15 protein-coding genes are annotated in these 16,578 nt (G+C 43.7%); 6 read left to right on the plus strand and 9 right to left on the minus strand.

All coding sequences use genetic code 11. The annotated features are described in order from the left end of the window. Window positions 1-3,238, minus strand: a 3,238-nt coding sequence (locus ICN48_RS13310) for a hypothetical protein (RefSeq protein WP_216154166.1), incomplete at its 3' end; no start/stop codon positions are given. 408 nt (window positions 3,239-3,646) lie between these two features. Between ICN48_RS13310 and ICN48_RS13315 the strand changes: the two genes are divergently transcribed. After that, window positions 3,647-4,723, plus strand: a complete 1,077-nt coding sequence (locus ICN48_RS13315) for a glycosyltransferase (RefSeq protein ID WP_216154167.1) — start codon at window positions 3,647-3,649, stop codon at window positions 4,721-4,723. A gap of 327 nt (window positions 4,724-5,050) precedes the next feature. On the opposite strand, the gene ICN48_RS13320 is transcribed toward ICN48_RS13315, so the two are convergent. Next, window positions 5,051-5,326, minus strand: a complete 276-nt coding sequence (locus ICN48_RS13320) for a hypothetical protein (RefSeq protein ID WP_216154168.1) — start codon at window positions 5,324-5,326, stop codon at window positions 5,051-5,053. Next, window positions 5,323-5,592: a hypothetical protein gene (locus ICN48_RS13325; protein ID WP_216154169.1), complete on the minus strand. Its 270-nt coding sequence runs from the start codon at window positions 5,590-5,592 to the stop codon at window positions 5,323-5,325. The genes ICN48_RS13320 and ICN48_RS13325 overlap by 4 nt, the downstream gene beginning before the upstream one ends. Window positions 5,593-6,055: 463 nt before the next feature. Here ICN48_RS13325 and ICN48_RS13330 point away from each other — a divergent pair, with 463 nt between their 5' ends. From ICN48_RS13330 to ICN48_RS13340, 3 genes are all read left to right on the plus strand, one after another. Beyond that, a complete protein-coding gene (locus tag ICN48_RS13330) occupies window positions 6,056-6,367 on the plus strand; it encodes a helix-turn-helix domain-containing protein (RefSeq protein ID WP_216154170.1) in 312 nt (103 codons plus the stop codon). Beyond that, entirely contained in the window at window positions 6,364-7,689 is a 1,326-nt protein-coding gene (locus ICN48_RS13335; protein WP_216154171.1) for a HipA domain-containing protein, read from the plus strand. The genes ICN48_RS13330 and ICN48_RS13335 overlap by 4 nt, the downstream gene beginning before the upstream one ends. Before the next feature lie 302 nt (window positions 7,690-7,991). Continuing rightward, window positions 7,992-8,891 carry an Abi family protein gene (locus ICN48_RS13340; RefSeq protein ID WP_216154172.1) on the plus strand — a complete coding sequence of 300 codons (900 nt, stop codon included), beginning with the start codon at window positions 7,992-7,994 and terminating at the stop codon, window positions 8,889-8,891. 292 nt (window positions 8,892-9,183) lie between these two features. Here ICN48_RS13340 and ICN48_RS13345 read toward each other — a convergent pair whose 3' ends face one another. Genes ICN48_RS13345 through ICN48_RS13360 form a run of 4 tightly spaced genes read right to left on the minus strand, consistent with a single transcriptional unit; the run spans window position 9,184 to window position 12,751 of the window. Continuing rightward, a complete protein-coding gene (locus tag ICN48_RS13345) occupies window positions 9,184-10,161 on the minus strand; it encodes a GDP-L-fucose synthase (RefSeq protein ID WP_216154173.1) in 978 nt (325 codons plus the stop codon). 60 nt (window positions 10,162-10,221) lie between these two features. Continuing rightward, complete coding sequence (gene gmd, locus ICN48_RS13350) at window positions 10,222-11,352, minus strand: GDP-mannose 4,6-dehydratase (RefSeq protein ID WP_216154174.1); 1,131 nt, start codon at window positions 11,350-11,352, stop codon at window positions 10,222-10,224. 10 nt (window positions 11,353-11,362) lie between these two features. Continuing rightward, window positions 11,363-12,346 (minus strand): RES domain-containing protein, encoded by a 984-nt coding sequence (locus tag ICN48_RS13355; RefSeq protein WP_216154175.1) that lies wholly within the window; start codon window positions 12,344-12,346, stop codon window positions 11,363-11,365. Further along, window positions 12,347-12,751: an MbcA/ParS/Xre antitoxin family protein gene (locus ICN48_RS13360; protein WP_216154176.1), complete on the minus strand. Its 405-nt coding sequence runs from the start codon at window positions 12,749-12,751 to the stop codon at window positions 12,347-12,349. Between the two features lie 155 nt (window positions 12,752-12,906). Between ICN48_RS13360 and ICN48_RS13365 the strand changes: the two genes are divergently transcribed. After that, window positions 12,907-14,421: a DUF1800 domain-containing protein gene (locus tag ICN48_RS13365; protein WP_216154177.1), complete on the plus strand. Its 1,515-nt coding sequence runs from the start codon at window positions 12,907-12,909 to the stop codon at window positions 14,419-14,421. 18 nt (window positions 14,422-14,439) lie between these two features. After that, window positions 14,440-15,663: a DUF1501 domain-containing protein gene (locus tag ICN48_RS13370; protein WP_216154178.1), complete on the plus strand. Its 1,224-nt coding sequence runs from the start codon at window positions 14,440-14,442 to the stop codon at window positions 15,661-15,663. Between the two features lie 27 nt (window positions 15,664-15,690). Here ICN48_RS13370 and ICN48_RS13375 read toward each other — a convergent pair whose 3' ends face one another. Beyond that, window positions 15,691-15,852: a hypothetical protein gene (locus tag ICN48_RS13375; protein ID WP_216154179.1), complete on the minus strand. Its 162-nt coding sequence runs from the start codon at window positions 15,850-15,852 to the stop codon at window positions 15,691-15,693. Next, window positions 15,821-16,578, minus strand: a 758-nt coding sequence (locus tag ICN48_RS13380) for a UDP-glucose/GDP-mannose dehydrogenase family protein (protein WP_216154180.1), incomplete at its 5' end; no start/stop codon positions are given. The genes ICN48_RS13375 and ICN48_RS13380, both read right to left, overlap by 32 nt.

The following is a 16,578-nucleotide window of genomic DNA, read 5'->3' on the forward strand; positions in this document are numbered from 1 at the left end:
TATCAAGTACAGATAACGAAGCAACTTTAGCGCTTGCAGTAACAGTATTTACAATGCCTGCAGAGACATCTGTTACTGCTAATGAACCATTAGCTAACTTGCTTAATACGGATGTATCAGCGCTAAATTGGCTGGCACTTAAACTCAAGCGTCCATCAGTGGACGAAATGCCAGAAACTTTGGCGTTGTTCAGTAAGTCATTGAGGTTGTTGTTTAAGACGCTTGCGCTATCGCTGATGTTGACTGTGCCAAGCTTATTCACAACAGCAGTATCAGCAGTGAACTGCGCAGCAGTCAAACTGACTTGAAGACCATCAGATGCGCCGATATTGGCAATCTTACCGATATTGCCATTTAAATCATCAATCCTTGCAGCAATGTTTGCAGCGGTATCGCTAATATTGACTGTGCCAAGCTTATTCACAACAGCAGAATCAGCAGTAAACTGCGCTGCCGTTAAGGTCACTGTGCCGCTATTGGCAGGTGTGATGCTCGCAATATGGTCAATATTGTTATTTAAGGCTGTGATGTTGCTAGCGATACTGGCAGCAGTACCGGTAACCACCACACCACTCATCTTGGCTACTGCATTAGCATCTGCAGTCACTTGAGCTGCAGTTAAGCTAATCGCGCCACTTGAAGCTGCAATCGAACCAATATAGTTACTGCTATTAAGGGCATTGATATTGGTAACAATATTTGCCGCAGTATCACTGATATTGACGATGCCTAACTTGGCAACGACTGCAGCATCGGCTGTTAACTGCGCAGCCGTTAAGGTCACTGTGCCACTAGAAGCCGCGATACTAGCGATGTGACTGATGTTGCTATTTAAAGCATTAATATTGCTCGCAATACTCGCAGCAGTATCGCTGACCGCAACATTAGAGAGCTTCGCAACGACTGCTGAATCCGCAGTGACTTGAGCAGCAGTTAAGGTGACTGTGCCAGTAGAGGTATTGATGCTGCCAATATAGCTAATGTTGCTATTTAAGGCATCTAGATTGCTAGTAATGCCAGTAGCGGTGTCGGTGATGTTGACTACGGAGCCTAACTTGGCCACTACTGCAGCATCAGCCTTTAATTGGTCTGCAGTTAAGGTCACGGTACCGCTAGAAACTGCGATGCTCGCAATGTGGCTAATATTATTATTGAGGGCTGTGAGATTGCTAGAGATGCCATCAGCAGTGTCACCTACCACCACATTAGAGAGCTTCGCTACTACTGCAGAATCATTAGTAACTTGCGCAGCAGTCAAACTGACTTGAAGACCATCAGATGCGCCGATATTGGCAATCTTACCGATATTGCCATTTAAATCATCAATCCTTGCAGCAATGTTTGCAGCGGTATCGCTAATATTGACTGTGCCAAGCTTATTCACAACAGCAGAATCAGCAGTAAACTGCGCTGCCGTTAAGGTCACTGTGCCGCTATTGGCAGGTGTGATGCTCGCAATATGGTCAATATTGTTATTTAAGGCTGTGATGTTGCTAGCGATACTGGCAGCAGTACCGGTAACCACCACACCACTCATCTTGGCTACTGCATTAGCATCTGCAGTCACTTGAGCTGCAGTTAAGCTAATCGCGCCACTTGAAGCTGCAATCGAACCAATATAGTTACTGCTATTAAGGGCATTGATATTGGTAACAATATTTGCCGCAGTATCACTGATATTGACGATGCCTAACTTGGCAACGACTGCAGCATCGGCTGTTAACTGCGCAGCCGTTAAGGTCACTGTGCCACTAGAAGCCGCGATACTAGCGATGTGACTGATGTTGCTATTTAAAGCATTAATATTGCTCGCAATACTCGCAGCAGTATCGCTGACCGCAACATTAGAGAGCTTCGCAACGACTGCTGAATCCGCAGTGACTTGAGCAGCAGTTAAGGTGACTGTGCCAGTAGAGGTATTGATGCTGCCAATATAGCTAATGTTGCTATTTAAGGCATCTAGATTGCTAGTAATGCCAGTAGCGGTGTCGGTGATGTTGACGGTAGAAAGTCTAGCAACCACATCTGAATCATTGGCAACTTGAGCGGCGGTTAAGGTTACGGTGCCACTAGTGGCGGTAATCGTATTAATGCTGCTGATATTGTTTTGTAACTTATCAATACTTCCGCTAATAAGATCCGCAGTGTCACTAATATTGACAGTACCAAGCTTAGTCACTAAAGCGGAGCCAGTGGTGAACTGTGATGCGGTCAGACTTACTTGAACACCATCAGATGCTGTGATGTTGGCAATCTTACTGATGTTGCCATTGAGGCTAACAATATTGGTGACAATACTAGCAGCGGTATCGCTGATATTGACGGTGCCTAACTTGGCGACGACTGCAGCGTCTGTAATGAACTGACTAGCAGTCAAGCTAACTTTATTGCTGTCTGTAATAGTGATGCTAGCAATACTGGCGTTGCTACTTTGCAAATTATCGATGTTGGTAGCGATATTGGCAGCCGTATCCTTCACTGCTACATTTGATAGCTTTGCAACAACATCTGCATCTTTAGTAACCTGAGATGCAGTTAAAGTAACAGTACCGCTATTAGTGGCAGTAATACCGCCAATATTGCCAATACTGTTGTGTAACTTATCAATATTGCTGGCAATGTTTGCAGCGCTATCACTGATATTGACGGCGCCTAACTTGGCAACGACTAGAGAGTCAGCCGTGAACTGCGCTGCAGTTAAAGTGACTGTGCCGCCATCAGAAGATGTGATGCTTGCAATGTGGCTGATGTTGCTATTTAAAGCATTAATATTGCTCGCGATGCTCGCAGCAGTATCACTCACTGCGACAATAGAGAGCTTAGCAACCACTGCAGCATCAGCAGTGACTTCAGCAGCACTTAGGGTGACCGTGCCAGTAGTCACCGAGAGCGACTGAATAAATTTAATGCTGGTATTAATTGCAGTTAGGTTGGCATAAATCTCACTCGCTGATCCAGTAACGGCAACTCCTGGAACAGAACCAATCTTTAACAAGATACCGGCATCGCTAGTTACTTGAGATGCGGTAAAGGAAATCGTTCCGCCATCGCTAACAGTGATGGCTTTGATATTGCTGAGGGCCTGAAGGGAATTTAAATTGGCCTGAATATTTGCTGCGGTATCAGTCAGCGTGTAAGGGCCCGAACTAGCATTAGCAGGATCCAAGACGACACTTACCGAACCAATGGTTGATTGGTTGAGTGAGTAATCGACTACTGGCGCTGCCTTCTTAACCATTACGTTCCTGTAAAATTAAAAGTTACCCAAAAGCAAATGGGCGAATTTTCGCTAAATTAATGCAGTAATTCTAGCTTTTATGGCGTAAATTACCCCCTCTCCCACTACCCTTTTGCATGTTATAAATCCACTACTAATATTGGTATTTAAATACTATAGACATCAGATATTGAGCTTAGATTTCCACTAGTTTTGGGAGAAATACTGTTGCTATGCAGCATGCTTGCCTGTCTGGGGCTAGAAAAGATATGCCTTGGTAAGTTTTGACAAGTGTCTTAGCAAGTCTTTGAGAGAGTCCCATTCAATAGAAAATCCTGCTCTAGGAAGTTTTGATGCAATATATGCCCTATTGCAAGCTAAAAATGACCCATTTTTAGTTGTTTTCCACCCACATTAGCCATCCCCGCATTGTTAAAAAAAGGTTTTAACTTAATTGGTTACGCCACTTCGCCCTTGGGCCTAGGGGAAGATCTGCGCTCTTTTGCAGCTATGCTCGATTACCTAGATATTCCGTTTTCGGTGATTGATTTGCCCACTGAGTCACAAAAGCAAGTGGCGGTAGACTGGAAAAACCTCTCCGAAGATGATTTTGAGGTCAGCGTCTTTTTTATGTCCGCCAGGACCTGTCTTGAGCTTGCTAAGCACCACCCCACCCTGTTTAGCGCCCCAAAACTGAAGATTGGCTATTTCCTATGGGAATTACCCGATTTCCCAGAAAAGCAAGTCAAGGCTTTGCGCCTGGTGGATCACATCTGGTGCCCTACCAAGTTTGTGCAGTCCACCTTCTTTAATAAAACAAAGAAACTCATTCTTTCAATTCCTTTGCCGGTGATACATCATCCAACAGCCAAACTAGATTTTAGAAAAAAGCTGCAGATTCCGAAAGAGGCATTTGTTGCGCTCTTTATTTTTGATATTCACTCAACACTGAATCGTAAAAATCCTCAGGCAGCAGTAGCAGCGTTTTTAGAGGCAGCTCAAGAAGATCCTTCTTTGCATTTGGTTTTAAAAATCAATCGCGCCAAAGGTTTAAAGCTCTCTGATCATCCGTGGTTACCCAAACATCCGCGTATCAAGTATGTTACCGATGCCCTCTCCCCCAATGAATTAGCTGATCTCTATGCTGCAGCCAATTGCTATTTATCCCTGCATCGCAGTGAAGGCTTTGGCCGAACACTCGTTGAGGCGATGCAACATGGCTTAACGGTGATCAGCACTGACTTTTCTGGACCAGCAGATTTTCTAAATAGCAAAAATGCTTTGATCGTAGGCTGGGATAAGAAGATTGTGAACAAGGGTGACTACCCAGATTGCGATACCTCATGGTGGGCTGAGCCCTCCGTCAGTGAAGCGGCGGCACAGTTACAAAAAGCAAAGAGCGTCAACAGTAGCCATTCTAAAAATGCCAAAGCGACTGGTGCATTGTTTTCAGTAGAAGCACTGGCGTCGAAGTACAAGCCGATCTTGAAGAGTTATTTGAGGTAGCGAAGTAAAGCAATAAGGCAAAGAATATTAGAAAAAAGTGTGTTGATTTAATATTGAAATGGCCTCGACAGGAAGCTTTTATTTCGTCAGCGCATGGCTTCATAAAAACGTACGCCATAGCCAATCAAAGCCACCCACATAAAGCCCAAAAAGAGTAAGCCTCTTACGAAATTGGGTGCAAAAGAATCTTTACGCAAGTTGCTTAGCGTTTTAGATGAGCGCCATATTAGGTACGCTAAACACAAAAACCATAAAACCCACTGAAGCATATTATTTTCTTTTGGAGTAGAACAAAATGATTTGGCGTATCGTAATTAGACGCTTGAATCAATAAACGGCGTCGTGATCGCCAACATTGATTAAAACGATCTCGCTTTCAGTGATGATCATTTCAATGGTGACGCGGTATTTCAAGTTAATGGAAATGCTTTGCAAGCCATCCAGTCTTCCTGACAAGCCGTGTAGGCGTAGTGAGGGGTGATGCGGATTGAGCTCTAATAACTCCAATGTTTTGGCGTATTGATCCTCTACATCCGGGTGTCTCTTTAAAAACTTAGCAGCGCGTCTGTTGTATTGCTCAGTAAAGATTAACTGCCAAGTCATTCTGCAGATTGATTGATTTGCTTAAGACGCTTGATGTGATGTGCCACGGTTTCTTTAACAAAACGTCCGCCAGCTAAATCCGTTCTGGATTCAGCCAATGCAGCCTCAAGTTCGCATTCACGCAGATACTGATATTGCTGATCGCTCATCACCACATACTTCACCTGTCCACGCACAGAGACAGGCGCCTCCAACTGACCCAGCAAGGCGTCCTCAATGGCTTTGATGCCTTTGGTCTTTAAGTCATTCGCTACAATAGCACCCATGATCAGCTCCTAATTAGTACGATTAATAGTATTTTACATAGTTTGATATAAAGATACAACCGTAATGTAAAAGGAGCATAAGCCCCCAATTAACTAAGCTAAAACACAGTTTCATTCATATTTCAAAGTCTTGGCCACCACTAGCTCAGTCAGTAGAGCAGAGGATTGAGTCCTCACGGTTGCATTTTTAAGTGCCAGATGAAATAGAAGCGCAAGAACGCCCTAAGGCCAAGCATGTCAATTTGACGCTTTCCAAATACCTAGGCGGGCTATAGTTCAAGACACTTAGCAATAGACTTGACTGTAAAACCAGCAGAATTTATCTATAGTCGACTGATATGCATCGATATATTCGTCTTTTACTGCAGTAAATTATCTATCGATGCATGTACATCTTTTATTTCAAATTTACATTCTTTTGTATAATAATCGATGCTAATGCATCTTTTATAAGGGGGGTTTAATGAATATCAAAATAAGGAAACCTCAGGATTTGGGATTGCTGATCAGAGCAACCCGCAAGCATCAAAAATTACGTTTGGATGATGTTGCAGGGAGTGCTGGCTTAGGGCCCGTCTTTGTGCGAGAGGTTGAGCGGGGAAAAGAATCCGTTCAATTTGGCCGTGTTATGAAACTCTTGCAAGAGCTAGGTATTGAGCTAAACGCTAATGTAACGGATGAGGTTTTGACCAATTTTAAAAAATTGCAAGCAGATGGGGTTAAGCCATTACCCCCCAAGCGTCCCTTCTCCATGAAAAAGGTCGAAGCAGTATGAGTGGACGTTTTCTAGATATATTCATTAATGATGAGAAGCTTGGTCAACTAGTTGAGCAAAATAATCTGTGGGGTTTTGAGTATGCCCAAAGCTGGGTAAATTCACCTGATGCGTTTGATTTATCTCCAACCCTATCAAGGGCGCAACTGATCCATCAGGATGGAGCCAGTAATCGGCCAGTGCAATGGTATTTTGATAACCTGCTCCCCGAAGAAAATATGCGCACCATCTTGGCGCGCGAGGCGAAGATACCTAGCGAAGATACATTTGGACTGCTGGCATATTTTGGTCGCGAATCTGCTGGTTCACTAGTATTCATCTTGCCGGAAGAATCAATGCCGCAAGTGCAGGGCCTAGTTTCCTTGGGCTATTCTGAGTTAAGTGAGCGCATCAGGAATTTGCCACATGCCTCCATTTTACTAAATGCTCCTAAGAAAATGTCTTTGGCTGGGGCGCAGCATAAGCTCTTGGTGGTGCTGCGGGGCGAGGCATTCTTTGAGCCCGTCGAGAACACGCCATCAACACACATCTTAAAACCTAATCACCAAGACCCGGTTTACTCGGCATCTGTGATGAATGAATATTTCACGATGAAGTTAGCCCGCGCAGTGGGTTTGAATGTGCCTAATGTGCATCATCTTTATGTACCGCAGCCAGTTTATGTGATTGAGCGTTTTGATCGTGTTGTCTCAGAGCTAAGCCCAACTAAGCGATTGCACATTATTGATAGCTGTCAGTTATTGAATAAATCACGAGAATTTAAATACTACGGCGCCAATTTAAGCGCCCTTGCGCTAGCGCTTAACTATTGTCGGTATAAGACGGTTGCTCGATTAGCCTTGTATCGTTGGCTGGTATTTAATTTGCTCGTTGGCAATGGGGATAATCATTTAAAAAATCTCTCTTTCCTGGTCGATGCATCCGGAATCAACATCGGTAAATCGTACGATCTCTTATCAACTGCAGTCTATGACACACGTACTTTTGCTAATGAGAAAGCAGCTTGGCCCAATACACCATTAGCATTACCGATAGGTAAGGCGGCTACTTTTTCTGCAGTGACAAGAGATGATGTTCTAGACGCTGGGCTTACCTTAGGTCTTAGCCGGAAAACAGCTGAACGCGAGCTTCATCGCCTGCTATTGGAAGTTCTTCCGGCCGCTGATCGCCTACTTGAGGAGTGTGAAAAAGAATTTGAAAAGTTTGAATTGAAATATCCAGGTGATCCATCCGTAGGAACAACACTTGCAAGTGAGCGGCAGGTATTAAGAGCTATTCGTCATGCAATATTGGCTGAAATGGTGAAAAAATTACAAGCTTAGGTTAAGGCGCCTTTTAGACTGAGCCTGCCCGAAGAAAATCTAGGCATAAGGAACGGTTAACCGTTGTAGTATCCCCCGTCAAGCCTCGTTAGATAGAGGTTCGCGTAAAGCATGATCAAGATAAACCAAGACTTAAGCGTCATTCAGGGGCAAAAGTAAAGAAAGTCTTTTTTAAAGGGCTAATTCTTATATTGTTGTAAATAAACACCCCAATAGATAGGGATAATAGATATCTGTACAATCATGAGTAACAACACCCCCCAAGCCTCTTAACAATGCTCACCCCGGGGGGTTTTTTACTTATGAGATATCAAAAACCGTCAACCACAATTCAAGAGCAGATTGCGATTATGCGAAATCGCGGCTTGATTGTTTCTGATGAGGGTTATGCAAACCAGTATCTAGAATTTATTGGTTACTTTAGATTGGCGGGATATGCATTGCCATTTCAGCTTAATTACAACGCTGATGGAACCCACGAATTTTTACCTAACACTCGCTTTGAAGATGTTGTTGATCTATATGTGTTTGATAGAAAACTTCGACTTTTGGTCATAGATGCGCTGGAGCGAATTGAGGTGGCTGTAAGGGCTACCATTAGTCGGCTGATGAGCGAGAGGCTTGGTGCACACTGGTATTTGAATGGAACTCCATTTTTCGCCACCTTTGACTTTGAAGATTTCTTAGATCGTCTAAAAAAAGATATTGGACACGACCGTTCTAGAAAAGCTGTAAGACAAATTTTTATTCAGCACTACTACGATAAGTACACAGATCCTGCATTCCCTCCATCATGGATGGTTTTCGAAGTTTTATCTCTAGGAACGGTATCAAAGATTTTTAAAAATCTTGCTAGAGAGTTTCAAAAGCCAATTGCTAAAGAATATGAGCTTGATGTCTCAATATTTGCTTCATGGCTGCATGCCTTAAGTTACTTAAGGAATCTTGCAGCTCACCATCAGCGTTTATGGAACAGAAGATATACGATTAGACCTGCTGTTGCTAGAAAGGTTGCGAATGAACTATCTCAACAAGATCGGTTTTATGCCCAAGCGGTAATGATTCAAGTTTTACTTAAGAAGATTTCGCCATCCACTGTTTGGGGCACTCATTTATTAGATTTATTTAATGAATATCCATCAATTGAGATTAAGCGCATGGGATTTCCCGAAAATTGGAATTCAAGAGATATTTGGCAGTAGTTTATCTGCGTCTCATACCGTTAAGCGGGATGGTATACCCCCACCCACATAGGAAGATCAAAAAAATCAGCAGCGTTGGCTAAAGTGAACACATCTAGTGAGCTTGCCTACGGTTTCATTTAAAATCTAGGTATTGGCCTGTTAGATCAGTCAGAGGGGTAGAGAAATGGTTTAATTGCCACAAATTCACGCGACAATCATACAAGACTTGCTAATTGCAGATGGGGCAGCCTAATGTCGTAGAACTCAACCTACTTCTCTTGCCATCATGAATATGCAAACTTTTCTAGAATTAATTTATTTCTGAATTTATAAATTCCGCATAAGCCTTAACTAAGCCCTGTTCCAAGCTAACTTGCGCACTCCAGCCCAGATTATTTAAACGCTCTGAACTCATCCACTTACGTGGCGAGCCATCTGGCTTACTAGGATCGAAACTAACTTTTCCTTGATAGCCAGTTGCTTTTGCTACAGCTGTTGCTAATTCAGCAATGGTGACATCAGAACCATAGCCAACATTAAGATGACTTTGCATCGGCTCCGTTTGACTATCGTAAGTTTGCTTATCTAAGTGCATCACAAACACAGATGCTGCTGCCATATCATCCACGTAAAGGAACTCCCGTTTTGGTGTGCCCGTACCCCAAATGACTACTTCTGGAGCATTAGCAGCTTTGGCCTCATGAAACCTTCTAATCAAAGCTGGAATGACATGACTATTTTCTGGATGATAGTTATCGCCAGGGCCATACAAATTGGTTGGCATCACTGAGCGGTAGTCCACACCATGCGAGCTACCGTATTGACGGTTATAGCTCTCACACATCTTGATGCCGGCAATCTTGGCAATGGCATACGGCTCGTTCGTTGGCTCCAACTTACCAGTAAGCAAAGCATCCTCACTCATCGGCTGGGGAGCTAACTTAGGATAAATACAACTGGAACCCAAAAACAGGAGTTTTTTAACGCCATTTAAAAAGGCTTGATGAATGACATTATTTTGGATCATCAGATTGTCATAAATAAATTGCGCTGGCATCGTATCGTTTGCATAAATACCCCCTACCCTTCCAGCGGCTAGATAAACTTGATCTGGTTTTTCATGCCCAAAAAAGTGTTGCACTGCCGCTTGATTGGTCAGGTCTAGTTGCGCATGGGTACGAGCAACAATATTGCTGTAGCCGCGTGCTTGTAGATTGCGCATGATGGCTGAGCCCACCATGCCACGATGTCCGGCTACATAGATTTTTTGATCAAGATCTGCACTCATCGTTTAGCTTAACTGCTTTTATGATTTTTTGTAATTACTTAAATTTTGAAGTTTGTATCCTTAATTCTCTTTACCAACTGCAACATTAAAACCATGCTTACCTAACAAGGCATGTTGCTTGGCTTGATCTAAATCATTAGCAACCATCTCTACAATCATTTGATCGAGAGTAATTTCAGGAGCCCAGCCCAATTTTGTTCTTGCTTTTGTGGAATCGCCCAAGAGGGCTTCTACTTCTGTAGGACGATAGTAACGTGGATCAATTTGAACAATCACATCCCCTAATCTCAAGGCTGGTGCGTTATCACCGTCAATAGATGTAACGATGGCTTTTTCATTTTCGGCACTACCTTCAAACTTCAGAGTAATGCCAAGCTGCTTAGCACTGCGGATAATGAATTCCCTTACCGTAAATTGCATGCCAGTCGCAATCACAAAATCCTCTGGCTTTTCTTGCTGAAGCATAAGCCATTGCATACGTACATAGTCTTTTGCATGACCCCAGTCACGTAAAGCATCAATATTGCCCATGTATAAGCACTTCTCAATACCTTGAGCAATGTTAGCGAGGCCACGAGTTACTTTACGAGTTACAAAAGTTTCACCACGGCGCTTGGACTCGTGGTTAAAGTGAATTCCATTACAAGCATACATCCCATAAGCCTCACGATAGTTCACGGTAATCCAGTGGGCGTACATCTTGGCGACTGCATAAGGGCTTCTTGGGTAAAAAGGTGTAGTCTCCTTTTGCGGAACCTCTTGTACCAAGCCATACAGCTCGGAAGTAGAGGCTTGGTAGAAGCGGGTCTTTTTTTCCAGACCCAAGATACGAATGGCTTCCAACAAGCGTAATGGGCCCATTGCATCAACATCTGCGGTATATTCAGGAGATTCAAAAGAAACTGCTACATGAGACTGCGCCCCCAAGTTATAAATCTCATCAGGTTGACACTCTTGAATAATGCGCACCAAATTACTGGTATCGGTCAAATCACCATAATGCAGAATCAAATCCCGATGATTGACATGAGGGTCTTGATAAAGGTGATCGATGCGCTCAGTATTAAATGAAGAAGCGCGACGCTTGATGCCGTGCACGATATAGCCTTTCTCTAGCAGGAACTCAGCAAGGTAAGAGCCGTCTTGTCCGGTAATGCCGGTAATTAATGCAACTTTTTGATTGTTTTTCATAATGTCATTATTATCTGTCAATTACTATTTTGACATCATCAGAGGTCATTTTTGCAAGCTGGAAATTTTCAGAAGAAATTATCCTAGGCGTCCAAACTTCTGGGGGCTCATCATCTAGGCTTAGAAATGAATTTCTACCATCAAAGTTTGACGGATAAATAGCTAGACAGTTCTTGCCAGTTTTTGTGGAAGGATAAACAACGCCATCCATGCCAGCAAAATAAGCAAGCTGGCCAAAAATTTGACTATTTGCTGGGATGTCAAATTGAGCTGGCTCTTTTCGCCAATTATTAGCTAAAAAACTTTTCAGCAACGATCCGGGGCTTTTTATTAGGAAGGGAGTTGGAATTCCAAGTTTTTTTGCAGATTCTTGAATAGCGTGTGGAATCTTGAATTTGGAAATTAACTTTGCAAACTTAACTAAAGATTGCTTAGTGGTTAAGTCAATCACTCGATCTAAGCGCCCAGAAATTGATGTGCATACGAAAGAATTCTTATTGCTAAGTGAAATTTCTTCGATAGTTAGACCGCTATTCGTAACATCTTGACCAAACGCCTCAACCTGAGCCGTGCCTTGGTCTTCAGCTAGATACAAGGCTTGAAATGTTTTCAAGGTATCGCTAGAAGAAATATCTCCACCAATATTAAATCTACCACCATAGGAAACCAAGCTGCCGACTGTAGAAAAAGGATGACCAGAATACTTCCACTTGGTAACCCTCTGCCAAGAATTTATTTTGAAGTTGGTAATACAGCTTTCTTGAATACTAAGAATAAGCTGGTCCTGTATTTGACTGCGCTGATAGGCTAACTCAGAGTAAAAGTCCCATTGATATTTAATGTGCTCTTGGTTAAGTTTTTTCCCTTCAACCAAACTCTTAATTGAGCCCTCCTCGAGCAAATGCTCAACGCGCTTTTCAGGCGTGACACTGATTAACTTCTTCTTACGTGTAGTAGGTCTTGCCCTTCGATAGGCGGGCTTACGAATTGCCAATTACACATTCTCGTTTAGGGCGCTTTGAATAAACTTCAAAAGCTTTTTGAATCGACCAAGCTTAATCATGTCACGCGGTGAAATATCCCCCAAGAGTGGATTGGGGACTTTGAACCACAGCATTGTTTTATTTTCATCATTAAAAAAACTATAGACCAAGCCAATTGCAGTAGCCCATTCAGTAATCCTCTCAGTTAGCTCTGAGGGAACTTTTTTATCAAACCGTACTGAGCTCAGCGCCACACCAGAGGCGATGGAGATATCTTCATTGGTATACCCAAGAAAATCTCTCACCCTGGTGTAATTAGGGATCCCTTTGCCCTTAAATAATCGCAACTCATCATTCGTTGGGACGGAACTAAAAATGGATGGGGCTACTTTTTGGGCAACAGCTTGTGTTCTCATAATTTATTCATTTTACACCTTGATTCAAGATTATTCCATATTTATTCCATATTTATTCCATATCTCAATAACTTTAGTCAGGCAACTCAGGGATATGATTTAGTTATCAATTGAGCCTAAGCCGATCTAGGTGAATATATTCATTAGAATAAGTCATGGCCTGGTCAAAAAACGCACTGCTCTCTTATAAAGAAACTCTTCTAAGGGTGCGTTATAACGCCGGAAAATTTAACAATAATGGCGTTGAAGTGGAGTACCCCGCCGTAGACGAATTGCGCCCTCTCTCATTGCTGGGTGCTTCTATTCCAGAGCTCTTTCCTTATACAGGCAGAGACAATCTCATCATTCCACCTGAGCGCTCAAGACCTCGTCTTGAAGTACAAGCAGCTACACTCATGCAAGCAGTCGAAACGGACGCGCCCTGGCAAGAAGAGTGGGTAGGTTTTTGGCGTGACCACTTTTCCATTTACGCAAACTCCCAAGAGGTAGGCGCCTATCTTCCCCATTGGGACCGAGAGATCATCCGCGGCAATTGTTGGGGTAACTTTCAATCGATGCTAGAAGCTACTGCACAACACCCTTCTATGCTGGTGTATCTCAACAACAAATCCTCTCGCGCAGGTAACGCCAATGAAAACTATGCCCGTGAGTTATTTGAATTACATACCCTAGGGCGTAATGCCTATTTAAATAATTTATATGCCCAGTGGAAAAGTGTTCCAGGCGCTAGTCAAGGTAAACCTCAGGGCTATATCGACCAAGATGTCTATGAGGCTGCTAGGGCCTTTACAGGCTGGACGATTGAGGATGGATCTGGCCTTGGCGGTGGCCAAAGCCTACCCAAAACTGGCTTATTTACTTATGTTGGTATTTGGCATGACAACTATCAAAAACGGATTCTGGCAACCGAGTTTGAGCCTTATGGCGCTGCAATGGCTGATGGTAAAAAAGTATTAGCACTTTGCGCTAATCACCCTGCTACTGCACAACATCTTTCTTATAAACTGGTGCAGCGTTTTGTGAGCGATAAGCCACCGGCTGATCTGGTTAAAAGTACTACTCAAGTGTTTTTAGAGCATCGTAATTCCCCCATTCAGTTGCAATTGGTCTATCAACATATCGTTGAGGCGGGATCAAAGCTGTCTACAGCACAAAAACAAAAAGCCAAAAGACCCATGCGCTTGATTGCTTCTTTTGCAAAAGCGGTCAACCTACCTTTTGTTCTAGGAGATGGCGGTGTCAGTGGTGGCCCTCTAGAATCAGCAGGCGCTCCAATCTATAGCTGGCCAACCCCTGATGGGCCGCCTGATGGCCTGATGTGGATTTTGTCGGCTGCTTACCTGCGTCAAAGGGCACAACTCTCCCAGGGTATTTCTGAGAACTGGTGGAAGACTGGCGAGTGGGATCCTTTTAACGGTTTACCAACCAAGCCTACCTATACCCAACTGATGACTCGCTGGGAAAAGGCTCTCTTTAAACAAGAAAGGCCAGAGTTATCTAACGCCCTTCTGTTATCGCAAAACACCAAACCAAGTGATGTAGTGACCGATCCAAGACGCGCAAGAAGACTGGTTGGATTATTGGCGTGCTCGCCTTCTTTTCAGACCGAAGTGATGTTACCTAGTCCTGAGCAATTTAAATCGAATCTTCCTATTACTAGAAGTGCTTAAATAATCAGCCCACCCATCATGAAACGACGCACCTTCCTTAAAGCCAGCGCCACCAGTACTTTAAGTGCTGCAGCTCAATTGGGCTTAGGCGGCATGTATGCAGGTATTAGCAAATGGTCTTTTGCCGCAAGTCCAGAGCAAGCAAACATCATCAACAAAAGTATCAATGGTGGGCCATTGATTGTGGTGTTTTTGCGGGGTGGTGCTGATGGCTTGGCCATCCTGTCCCCTTTAGATGATCCCAATTTTTTAGCGGCTCGGCCACCCGAGATGCGCTTTACCAAAGAGAAAGCGGCCAATAGCGCTCCAATCACTTTGGACGGTACTAATTTTTACTGGCACCCAGCAGCTGCGCCACTAAACCAACTATTTAGCAATCGACGTCTGATTGCTTGGCCAACAGTTGGCATTAAAGATGAAACACGCTCGCACTTTGAAGCTCAAGAAATCATTGAACGTGGCATCCAAAACTTACAGACACTACCCGACTCTTTTGGCTGGATGGCAAGACAGGTTTATCTGAACAAAGGTCAGATATCACCCAAGGTCAATTCATTACCTTTGTTTGCTGGTAGCAATACGATGCCAAGAGCCATGCAAGGAGCCAATCAAGTATTAGCGGTGAGAGACTTACAAGGCGGGATTTCATTTCAAGGTGGGCAAGCAAGTCTGAAAGCCATTCAAACTCTAGCTGAAGTAGATAACAACCATCCTGCAGCGCAAACGATGTTAGGTAACTTTGCCAGCTTAGAGCAAGTCAACAACGCACTACCAAAAACCGATAACAAAGTATTGCCCTATACCAGCTCAGGTCAAGTACCCTACCCTGACACTGATCCTGGCGTCGGGCTGCGCTCTGTTGCCAGAATTATGCAAACCAATTTAGGCTTGCAATACGCTTGGGTTGACTATGGCGGCTGGGATACTCATGATGCCCAACCCGGCAGAATCAATAACCAAATTGAGCGCCTCAGTAAAGCACTGCTTGCCTTTGATGAAGATATGCGCGCGCAAAATAAAGACTACAAATTAGTGGTGATGACCGAGTTTGGTAGAAGACTCATTAGCAATAAGAGTAATGGCACTGACCATGGTCATGGCAGTCTTGCACTCATCATGGGAAGTCAGGTTGCTGGCGGAAGAATGATGGGACGTTGGCCTGGATTAGAAACCAACCAACTAGATCGTGGAGTCGATTTAGCGGTGACAACAGACTACTTGCAATTGCTCAAAAACGCCTAAAACAGGGTTAAGGTTAATGAGTCAGAGCTATTGAGGCTTGGCTAGAGTTGCAGCAGTAGTCGATTTTTCATTTTCAGCTACGATCTTTGCTGCTTTCTGAATTATTTTGGCTACATCTAGACGATTGAGAAATCCGCCCAGTGGATAGAAAAAATAATTAATTTTTCCGCCCAATGCCATAGTATTCAATACCTAATTCCTGCATAGCAGCGGGCTCATAGAGATTGCGACCATCAAAGATGACTGGGCGCTTGAGTTTTTGCATCACTTGATCAAAATCTGGGCTTCTAAAGGCTTTCCACTCAGTCACTATGATGAGGGCATCAGCACCATCTAGTGTGCTCATGGGGTCATCAGTCATTGATACTTGCTTGAGCCCTTCCGGGTTGCCCTTAAAGTCTACATCCAAGCAGTGCTTGGCTTCTGGCATGGATACGGGATCATGAGCTACTACTGTGGCACCACGCTTAACCAATTCTTGAATGATCACACGACTAGGCGCTTCACGCATATCATCCGTGTTCGGTTTGAAGGCCAGGCCCCAGAGTGCAAACTTCATACCTATGAGGTCTTTGCCAAAGCGCTTTTCGATCTTTTCGACCAAGGTGTACTTTTGCAGCTCATTGACTGCTTCTACAGCATCGAGGATCTTCAGATCCCTACCATGTTCTTTAGCAGTTTTGGATAAGGCTGATACGTCTTTAGGGAAGCAGGAGCCGCCATAACCCGTGCCGGAGTATAAAAAGCCATAACCAATGCGTGAGTCTGAACCAATACCTTGGCGTACTGCTTCAATATCAGCGCCTACTAAGTCAGCCAAATTGGCTAACTCGTTCATAAAGGAGATACGGGTCGCTAGCATCGCATTGGCTGCGTATTTAGTTAGCTCAGCACTTTTGACATCCATGTAATAGG

The sequence above is a fragment of the Polynucleobacter sp. JS-Safj-400b-B2 genome (assembly GCF_018881975.1).
Taxonomy (GTDB): Bacteria; Pseudomonadota; Gammaproteobacteria; order Burkholderiales; family Burkholderiaceae; genus Polynucleobacter.

Excerpts from the sequence above, each read along its gene's own strand:
- ICN48_RS13320 (WP_216154168.1), bottom strand. The coding sequence starts at position 5,326 with ATGACTTGGCAGTTAATCTTTACTGAGCAATACAACAGACGCGCTGCT.
- ICN48_RS13325 (WP_216154169.1), bottom strand. The coding sequence starts at position 5,592 with ATGGGTGCTATTGTAGCGAATGACTTAAAGACCAAAGGCATCAAAGCC.
- ICN48_RS13330 (WP_216154170.1), top strand. The coding sequence starts at position 6,056 with ATGAATATCAAAATAAGGAAACCTCAGGATTTGGGATTGCTGATCAGA.
- ICN48_RS13335 (WP_216154171.1), top strand. The coding sequence starts at position 6,364 with ATGAGTGGACGTTTTCTAGATATATTCATTAATGATGAGAAGCTTGGT.
- ICN48_RS13340 (WP_216154172.1), top strand. The coding sequence starts at position 7,992 with ATGAGATATCAAAAACCGTCAACCACAATTCAAGAGCAGATTGCGATT.
- ICN48_RS13345 (WP_216154173.1), bottom strand. The coding sequence starts at position 10,161 with ATGAGTGCAGATCTTGATCAAAAAATCTATGTAGCCGGACATCGTGGC.
- gmd (WP_216154174.1), bottom strand. The coding sequence starts at position 11,352 with ATGAAAAACAATCAAAAAGTTGCATTAATTACCGGCATTACCGGACAA.
- ICN48_RS13360 (WP_216154176.1), bottom strand. The coding sequence starts at position 12,751 with ATGAGAACACAAGCTGTTGCCCAAAAAGTAGCCCCATCCATTTTTAGT.
- ICN48_RS13365 (WP_216154177.1), top strand. The coding sequence starts at position 12,907 with ATGGCCTGGTCAAAAAACGCACTGCTCTCTTATAAAGAAACTCTTCTA.
- ICN48_RS13370 (WP_216154178.1), top strand. The coding sequence starts at position 14,440 with ATGAAACGACGCACCTTCCTTAAAGCCAGCGCCACCAGTACTTTAAGT.